Below are 1,626 nucleotides of genomic sequence, written 5' to 3' on the forward strand. Positions count from 1 at the left end.
TGCCTTCGCCCTGGTCCCCGTCCTGGAGCACGAGATCGTGGACCACGTCTACAGCTACGGGATCGCCGCGGCCGAGACGGTCCCGGTCGCCCTGGCGATGACGCTCGCGGCCGACGGCGTGCTCGCCGATGCGGTGCCGTCCGCCGCCTGTCTGTCCCGGGTCGCCGACTCGGCGCCCGCGCTGGCCGGCGCCCTCACCGGCGCCATCGGCGGCGCCGAATCCCTGCCCGACACCTGGCGGGACAGCTGCCGCACCCTCGTCGGCTGCGCCCTGCCCCAGCTGGCCGGCACCGATCTCGTCGAGGTCGCCGCACGGCTCGCCTCCCATCTGCCTGTCTTCCCGGAAGGAACCCGCTCATGACCGTGCCCACCCCATCCCTGGAGGACCGCACCACCGGAGCCCTGATCGGCGCGGCCGTCGGTGACGCGCTCGGCGGCCCGGTGGAGGGCTGGACCCCGGAGGCCATCAGCGAGCGGCACGGCGGCCGTGTGCGGGGCATCGTGGAGCCCTTCTACAAGGACGAGTGGCGTACGGCCCGGCCGATCGCCCCGTACCACAAGGGCGACGGGCACGTCACCGACGACACCCTGATGACCCATGCGCTGATCCGCGTCTACGACACGGTGCGCGACCATCTCGACGCGTACGCGGTGGCCGACCATCTGGTGCCCGACCTGATGGGCACGCCGCGCTGGATCCCCGAACTGGAGGCGGAGGCACTGCCGTTGCAGCGGATCTTCCTCGCCGAGAAGTGGATCGTCGCACGGCTGCACTACGGGCACGTCGATCCGCGCGAGGCTGGGGTCGGCAACATCGTCAACTGCGGCGCCGCGATGTACATGGCGCCCGTCGGCCTGGTCAACGCGGGCAGTCCGGCCGCCGCGTACGCCGAGGCCCTCGACATCGCGGGCGCCCACCAGTCCAGTTACGGCCGGGAGGCGGCCGCGGTCTTCGCTGCGGCCGTCGCGGCGGCCTGCAAGCCGGGCGCGACCCCCGAATCGGTGGTCCAGGATGCCCTCGCGCTGGCGAAGGACGGCACCCGCGCGGCGATCGAGGCGGTCTGTGAAGTGGCAGCGGCGCACGACGGGTTCGAGTCGGCGCTGAAGCCGCTGCGGGAGGCGGTGACCCCCTTCGACACCGTGGGCCCCGAGTACCGCAAGCCGTCGCTCGGCGCCCGCCGCCCGTCGCGGCTGCACTCCATCGAGGAGCTGCCGGTGGCGCTGGGGATGCTGCTCGCGGGCCGCGGGGAGTTCCGTGAGACGGTCCTCGGCTCCGTCAACTACGGCCGGGACTGCGACTCCATCGCCACCATGAGCGGCGCGATCGTCGGCGCGCTCCAGGGCGAGAGCGCCGTCCCCGCCGACTGGGCGGGCCAGGTCGCCACGGCCAGCCGGCTCGATCTGCACGCCCCGGCCACCGCGCTCGCGGCCGTCACCCGTGAGGTGTTCGCCCGTGACCTGGAGCGGCGCCGTGAGCACGAGGCGCTGTTCGGCGCCATAGCGGGTGCCAGGTGACGGCGCCGGACGGGACCGGCCGGGCGCTGCGGCTGACCTGGGTGCAGCCCGAGGACCTGGTGGGCCACGAGCTGCGCCAGGCCGAGCAGGACGGGCGCGATCCGGTGGCGG

The 1,626-nt window shown here is 74.0% G+C and carries 2 protein-coding genes; both read left to right on the top strand.

Annotation, left to right across the window (positions count from 1 at the left end; all coding sequences use genetic code 11):
* On the top strand, window positions 1–361 hold a 361-nt coding region (locus G3I19_RS36390; protein WP_164267931.1), incomplete at its 5' end, for an ADP-ribosylglycohydrolase family protein.
* The gene (locus G3I19_RS36395; protein WP_164267932.1) at window positions 358–1,515 is read left to right on the top strand and encodes an ADP-ribosylglycohydrolase family protein; all 1,158 of its coding nucleotides are present in this window, start codon (window positions 358–360) and stop codon (window positions 1,513–1,515) included. The genes G3I19_RS36390 and G3I19_RS36395, both read left to right, overlap by 4 nt.
* Window positions 1,516–1,626: the final 111 nt, after the last annotated feature.

Origin of the sequence: Streptomyces sp. SID10853 (assembly GCF_010548145.1) — a bacterium.
Classification (GTDB): Bacteria; Actinomycetota; Actinomycetes; order Streptomycetales; family Streptomycetaceae; genus Streptomyces.